This is a genomic window from Methylobacterium sp. A49B (assembly GCF_053346215.1).
In genome coordinates this window covers 1-6251 of record NZ_JBKFBO010000101.1, presented here as the reverse complement: position 1 = coordinate 6251, position 6251 = coordinate 1, and the positions used below count along the sequence as shown (strand labels likewise).

The window sequence follows — 6251 nt, the reverse complement described above, 5'->3', positions numbered from 1 at the left end:
GGTGTCGGTGCCGGGAATGTAGAAGAAGCCGGCGCCGTAGGCGGAGCAGACGCGGACGTACTCGATCGGAACCGCCTTCTTGACCGGCAGATCGGCGGCGTGGGCACCTCCAACTGCGGCGAACGCGGCAGCCGAGCCCAACAGGGAGCTCTTCAAGAACCTCATGGATAACCCCAATTCTTCGAGACCCATAGCGCGGCATTGTCCGGTGGGCCGGATTTCGCCGTCAGAATTGTTTCTGTCCGCATCTAGGCGGCGGACTTGATTGCCGACTTTTACTGCGCCGACTTGAGGCTATTGAACCCAGCGCTTGACAATAAGCAATCGCGTGAGATCCAGCCGTCGCAAGTTGGCAAAGGGCGTTGCTGAAAAGCTACGGTTTCAGACAATATGTTTCTGAGATTTTCTCAGTCGCTAGGTGGCTAATCACTTCGAACTGTCCTCACGAAAACGTGAGTGCTTATATCAAAGGCGTTTCAGGGTATGAATTGCTACAATACTAGGCAGTATGACGGCTTCCGCCATCGAACGGAAAGCCGCAATGCTTCGAAGTGTGGCGTCTTGTATTCTCTTCAGCCTCGGCCGGGCGGCCATATCATCACGGCTTGCCCGGCCTTGCGCATCCCGACCGCGTCGCGCCGCTCGTAATGCCTACATGACGCCCAGCCCATTTAGCTGCAAGCCTGCATGTGGGCTTGTGGGCGGGCGGGCAAGCATCGTTGTTTGGATGCCGCTTCGGCGCGTCCCTGCGGTCACAGACAGGCGGCGGTTACCGTGCTGAAGTATAGCAGGCGAGTCGGCGCGTGGGCCTGTGGGCAGGCCTGCAAGACGACAAGCCGGACGGCCTACAGGCAGGAGTGCGGACGTGCGGACAATAGCCGTCATCAGCCAGAAGGGCGGCGTCGGGAAATCGACGGTCGCGGTCCACCTCGCGGTGGCCGGCACGCTGGCGGGCTTCCGCACGGCGCTCGTCGACCTCGACCCGCAAGCGACGGCCAGGAAGTGGGGCGACAAGCGAGAGGCGCCCGAGCCTGAGGTGATCGGCGATCATGCCGAGCGGCTGCCGCAGCTCGCGGACGCGGCGCGGGCCAACGGCGCTGATCTGCTCATCATCGACACGGCTCCGAATGCGGATCGGGCTTCGCTCGCCGCAGCGCGGACGGCCGACCTGATCCTGATCCCGTGCCGGCCGGCGGCCTTCGACCTGGAGGCGATCGAGGCCACGCGGGATCTCGCGACCATCGCCAAGAAACCTGCATGGGTGGTTCTGTCCTCCGCGCCGACGCGCAGCGCCATAGTCGAGGAGGCGCGACGGGGGCTCGAGGAGCAGGGAGCGAAGGTGGCGCCTCAGGTGATCCACCAGCGCGTGGCCTACAGCTACGCGGTGATCGACGGCCGCACCGCCTCCGAATACGAGCCCGACGGCAAGGCAGCCGAGGAAATCGCGTCCCTATTCGCGTGGGCACGCGGGGAAGTGGGCCTGCCCACAGGCGGGCAATCCGGCAAGAAAACGAGGGGGCAAGCGTGATGAAGCGGCCGAGCCTGTTTAGCGCCAAGGCGGCGCCAGCGGCATCGCAGGTGGATGAGCCGGCGGCCAGCGAAGCGCCTGCGACGCCCTCCCCTGCTCCTGCCGCTGCCGCTGTTGAGCCGACAGCGGCCGGACCGGCTGCCCGCGCCGCCTACCCGAAGGCCACGACCCGGGCGGGCAAGCGGGTGGTGACGGCCTATGTCTCGCCCGAGGCGTTCCGGCAGCTCAAGCGGATCGCGGCCGATGAGGATGCCCAGGTGCAAGACCTGCTGACGGAAGGGCTGAATGCCGTGTTCGCAGCGCGCGGCCTCTCGCGGATTGCTTAGGAGTGCATTCTGATGAGCGGCCCTAAGCGATCCTTCGAAGAGTTTGTTGAGAGCGTTAAGGCCGAGCACGCAGTCGTAGATCGCTCCTCGTGGCCTGCGGTGTTGAAGAGATCGGCCTAGGCGATCTGAGCCGTTTAGGTGTCGATGCGCAAAAGCGGCTGTACTACGACGGCAGACCAGTTGAGATCCGCCGTCGCCTGGACCTGACCCGCGGGGAGCGGTGGTTTGCTGTCGTCGTGGGGTTCTTCACGATCCTCGGCGGCGTCGGCGCGGTCGCGCAGGGATGGGCGGCCGCGCATCAATGGGCCTGCCAGATCGAGGCGACGGCTTGGCATTGCCCGCGAAAGTGACCGCCTGACTTCGAGCCCGCCTGTCGTCCAGCCGTGTTGCCTGCTTGTGGGCAGGCCCACAGTCCGGCTCGCCGTCCTTGCCGCAAGCCTGCATCTAACGTAACTTGCGATAACGGTCATTCTCGAAAGTTTGAACCATTGCAGATCACAACCTCGGTGATGATGTGAAGCCGGTGCTATCTTCGCTTGAACCGGCCGAACGGGAGGCGCTGGGCGAGGCCCTGCTGTAGGAGTCGGCCACGAGAGACCCGGCGTTCATCGCTCAGCGGTTGCGCCATGTGGTCGAGCAACTGGCGGCTGAAGGCGTGTTTGCCGGCATGAGCGAGGCCGAGGTCCGCGCGGTGTTGCGTGAGGCTGTCGAGGATCTTGGCGTCACACCGCGGCAGGGAGCGAACTGACCATGGCCGCATCAACTCTGGACCTCCTGCCGCTCGACATCCCGGCGCCGGCCGCGACGGGCTTCGATTATGAGCGGCTAGACGACGCTGCCGCGAACGAAGCCAAGGCCGTGGTTGAGCGCTACCGCGACCGGCAGAAGGCCTATGTCATCGACACGGGTCGCGATCTGCTCGCCATCAAGGCGCGGCTCGAACACGGGCTGTTTCTCGAATGGGTGCAGGCCGAGATGGGCATGACGCCTCGGTCAGCTCAACGGGCGATGGGCGCAGCCGAGGTGCTGGGGGACAAAAGCGACACGGTGTCGTATTTGCCGCCGAGCGTCCTCTATGAACTGTCGGCCCCCTCGACGCCCGAGCCAGTGCGCGCCGCGGTACTGCGCCGGATCGAGGCTGGTGAGACGGTTCGCCCCGAGAAGATCCTGCACGACGTGCGCGAAGGCCGGGATCGGGCCCGGCAGCAGATAGCGATCGAGAAGGAAGCGGCGCGGCGTGCGGTGCTCTCCCAAGAGGAGCGGGACGAAGAGGACGCTCTGCGGGGGAGGGGTGAAAAGCGGCAGGCCGCCGTGAGCCGGAAACTGGAACGCGAGCGGCTTGAGCGCGAGCAGGAGCAGCGTCAGAAAGATGCTATCGTCGCTGAGGGTGCTGCAGCCTTGGTGGACGAGCTTGGGCCTGATCGCGTCGCGGACTTCTTCGCACGGTTCGGCAACCTATCGGAGGCCGCATTCCACGAAGCGTTGAGGGAAGCGCACCGACGGCGCGCACAGGCGGTCGAGCCAACCGAGATCTCAATCAACGACGTGTGGCGCATTGGGTCGCTATACGGCTGGCTTGCGCCGGCCGATCGGCCGCGGGTCGAGGCATTGGCCCGCGACATCGAACGCGACGGGGTGCGCGAATACCCCGTAGTGCTGTGGGACGGTCGAAACAGGGTTCACCCTTATCAGGTGCTCTCGGGCCACGACACGGTGCGGGCCCTTACCGACGTGTTGGGTCGGTCGGCCTTCCCCGCTCGCATCGCGCCTCCCGCCGTCGTCGCGTCGATCGATGGAAGCGATGGCTGAGCCCGAAATCCTGCCCGTCGGTCAGGTTTCCCCCGGATCGGGGGAGAACCTACCGGCTGAAGCGGCGGCGCTTGTCCAAGCCTACCAGCGCGCCTCGAAGGCCGACGCCACCGTGCGGGCCTACCGCGCGGACGTGCGCGTGTTCGAGACGTGGTGCGCCCGGTACGGGTTCCGCTCGATGCCGGCGACACCTGAGACCGTGGCAGCCTTCATCGTCCACGAGGCCGAGGAGGGCAGGGCGGCCTCGACGCTGGGCCGGCGCCTGGCTGCGATCCGGTACGGGCACAAGCTAGCCAAAGCGCCGGACCCGACAGACGACGAGGGCGTGCACGCCGCGATCAAAGGCGCCCGGCGCAAGCTGCGGGATCGTCGCATCAACCAGAAGACAGCCGCGACCGCCGATGTCCTGGCGGCGCTGCTGATGCGGTGTCCGGACACGCTGGCGGGCAAGCGCGATCGGGCGCTGCTGGCGCTCGGGTTCGCGGGCGCATTCCGCCGGAGCGAGTTGGTGGCGCTCGACGTCGAGGACCTGCGCGAGGATCCGGAAGGCCTGAGAGTCATGGTCCGCCGGTCCAAGGTCGATCAGGAGGGCAGGGGGTTCGAGAAGGCCATCCCGCACGGGCGGTTCATTCGGCCCGTCGCTCTGGTGCGAGAATAGCTCGACGCGGCCGGCTGTAGTGCCGGACAAACGCTGTGTGGGTCGATTGCCGTGACCTCAACGGATGAGCTGTACCTCGACGCCGGCACCAACGGCGATCTCCTGCCAAGCAGCGTCTGCGGTGACAGCGACAGCGCCCGAGCGAGCAGCTAGCGAGAGGCAGAGCCGATCCCCGATCCCAAGCCCCTTCGACCTCGTCAGTGGCTCCAGCAGAGCTGCACGAATGCAGAGGTCTTCGTCGACCGGGGTAAGCGGAAACACAAGGCCATTCCGCAATGCTCGCACGGCCTTCTCATCCGCCCCGTTGCGGACCAGCCATCCAGCGACTTCGCCGAAATTCACGGTCGTCATCGTAGCGGTGCCGGTGAAAGTTTGCAGCACCTGCTCCCAACCCGGTTCCTTGCGGAGGTAGGCGAGCAGAGCCGAGGCATCCAGAACGCTACGCACCACGATCGGGCTCCTTCGCCGAGGCGACTACCCGCTGTTCCGTGTTCGCCGGTCTTCCTTCGTCTCTGGCAGCCTCGGCGCGTCGGGACGAAAGGAAGGCATTCACCGAAGCGGTGTCATCAGCCAAGAAGGACGACGTTTGCGTTTGGAGTTCTGCCATGGCGGCGGCGACCGATCGGACACGAAGCTCGCCATTGACCAAAGTCAGCATGACCTGCCCGCCGCACTCAAGTTGCAGAGCTTTGCGGACTTGGGCTGGAATGATCAGCCGGCCTCCTGCGTCGATTTTGGAAAGCGTCGTATTCAAAACATCGACCTCGGATTGCTGAGTCCTGCCTGCTGTCGGCAAAACCCGCACGAGTGGCGGCCGTTCGCTATAAGCCACAAGATGCCATATTGGAACCGACATCGAGACTGCCATAAAATCTCTTTATGGCATTTCACACAAAATCGGGACCACCGCCCTCAATCAAGACGTTTTCCGTTCGCGGCGAGCTGGCCGAAACCGAACGGTTTCGGCCAGGTGTGGCAGATATGGCCGAAACATAGGCTTGCGATGGTTTCGGCCATGGTCTAGTTTCGGCCACCGCTTTCGGCCGGATTTTGATCATGCCCCGCACCTTCGCGTACCTGCGCGTGTCCACATTGGGCCAAACCACCGACAACCAGCGCCAGGAGATCGCGGCAGCAGGCTTTCAGGTCGAGCCTCAGCGTGTGATCGCAGAGACGGTTTCAGGGAGCGTCGCCACCGACCAACGCAAAAGCTTCGTTCGCTTGCTTGACCGACTTGAGCGAGACGACGTCCTCATCGTGACGAAGCTCGATCGGCTCGGTCGCAACGCTATGGACGTAGCCGGTACGATCAAGCGGCTCGACGCACTAGGAGTGCGGGTCCACTGCCTGGCGCTTGGCGGAGTCGATCTCACCAGTTCGACCGGCAAGCTGACCATGGGCGTGATCAACGCTGTCGCCGAGTTCGAGCGTGATCTCCTGATCGAAAGGACACAGGCTGGTCTGACCCGTGCACGAGCCGAAGGCAAAGTCGTCGGCCGACCGGCGAGCCTCACGCCAGAACGACGACAGCTGGCTGAGCGGCTTCTACATGAAGGCAGAGGTGCTTCGGCCGTCGCACGAGAGCTAAAAGTCGGACGAACCACGATCCGTCGAGTTCAGGAGGCGATGCTAAAAGATAATATTTTGTAATTGCTTAACCCGCATGGGCGTAGGTGCGTGCTGGTCGTCTTGACGCAAATCCTGATGTTGGTACGAGTGGGCATTCGCAGGATCGATCCATGCGGATCCAGCCGATTACCGCTTTCATCTGATTATCTGTATATGTTCGGATCTTCAGGAATGTCGGGAACGATGGCGTTCGACTGACTGTCCGTCCCATCGGCGCAAACCGATGGGTCGAGCCTTCCTTTTCGCCGACAAGATCAACCAGCTGCAGATTAGCCCTTGAGCCGAGGCACGCTTCTGCTCG

9 protein-coding genes are annotated in these 6251 nt (G+C 63.9%); 6 read left to right on the top strand and 3 right to left on the bottom strand.

The features are described from left to right. On the bottom strand, nt 1-165 hold a 165-nt coding region (locus ACLBX9_RS18020), incomplete at its 3' end, for a porin (protein ID WP_447719906.1). 700 nt (nt 166-865) lie between these two features. Here ACLBX9_RS18020 and parA point away from each other — a divergent pair. From parA to ACLBX9_RS17995, 5 genes are all read left to right on the top strand, one after another. Then, nucleotides 866-1528, top strand: a complete 663-nt coding sequence (gene parA / locus ACLBX9_RS18015) for a ParA family partition ATPase (RefSeq protein ID WP_447719904.1) — start codon at nt 866-868, stop codon at nt 1526-1528. Continuing rightward, complete coding sequence (locus ACLBX9_RS18010; protein ID WP_447719905.1) at nt 1528-1854, top strand: ribbon-helix-helix domain-containing protein; 327 nt, start codon at nt 1528-1530, stop codon at nt 1852-1854. Before parA ends, ACLBX9_RS18010 begins: the two co-directional genes overlap by 1 nt. A gap of 89 nt (nt 1855-1943) precedes the next feature. Beyond that, nucleotides 1944-2204, top strand: a complete 261-nt coding sequence (locus tag ACLBX9_RS18005) for a hypothetical protein (RefSeq protein WP_447719903.1) — start codon at nt 1944-1946, stop codon at nt 2202-2204. Between the two features lie 400 nt (nt 2205-2604). Then, on the top strand, nt 2605-3663 hold the full coding sequence (locus tag ACLBX9_RS18000) for a hypothetical protein (protein ID WP_447719902.1): 1059 nt from the start codon (nt 2605-2607) through the stop codon (nt 3661-3663). Further along, a complete protein-coding gene (locus ACLBX9_RS17995) occupies nt 3656-4321 on the top strand; it encodes a tyrosine-type recombinase/integrase (protein WP_447719901.1) in 666 nt (221 codons plus the stop codon). Before ACLBX9_RS18000 ends, ACLBX9_RS17995 begins: the two co-directional genes overlap by 8 nt. Nucleotides 4322-4378: 57 nt before the next feature. Here the strand turns inward: ACLBX9_RS17995 and ACLBX9_RS17990 are convergent, their stop codons facing one another. Together ACLBX9_RS17990 and ACLBX9_RS17985 are read right to left on the bottom strand one after the other, a co-directional pair. Then, nucleotides 4379-4768, bottom strand: coding sequence for a PIN domain-containing protein (locus ACLBX9_RS17990; RefSeq protein ID WP_447719900.1), 390 nt, complete (start codon nt 4766-4768; stop codon nt 4379-4381). Further along, nucleotides 4761-5189: a hypothetical protein gene (locus ACLBX9_RS17985; RefSeq protein WP_447719899.1), complete on the bottom strand. Its 429-nt coding sequence runs from the start codon at nt 5187-5189 to the stop codon at nt 4761-4763. The genes ACLBX9_RS17990 and ACLBX9_RS17985 overlap by 8 nt, the downstream gene beginning before the upstream one ends. Before the next feature lie 188 nt (nt 5190-5377). On the opposite strand from ACLBX9_RS17985, the gene ACLBX9_RS17980 reads away from it, so the two are divergent. Further along, a complete protein-coding gene (locus ACLBX9_RS17980; protein ID WP_447719898.1) occupies nt 5378-5971 on the top strand; it encodes a recombinase family protein in 594 nt (197 codons plus the stop codon). The last annotated feature ends 280 nt before the right edge of the window (nt 5972-6251 follow it).

Coding starts and splice junctions, on each gene's coding strand:
- ACLBX9_RS18010 (WP_447719905.1), top strand. CDS start 1,528: ATGAAGCGGCCGAGCCTGTTTAGCGCCAAGGCGGCGCCAGCGGCATCG.
- ACLBX9_RS18000 (WP_447719902.1), top strand. CDS start 2,605: ATGGCCGCATCAACTCTGGACCTCCTGCCGCTCGACATCCCGGCGCCG.
- ACLBX9_RS17995 (WP_447719901.1), top strand. CDS start 3,656: ATGGCTGAGCCCGAAATCCTGCCCGTCGGTCAGGTTTCCCCCGGATCG.
- ACLBX9_RS17985 (WP_447719899.1), bottom strand. CDS start 5,189: ATGGCAGTCTCGATGTCGGTTCCAATATGGCATCTTGTGGCTTATAGC.
- ACLBX9_RS17980 (WP_447719898.1), top strand. CDS start 5,378: ATGCCCCGCACCTTCGCGTACCTGCGCGTGTCCACATTGGGCCAAACC.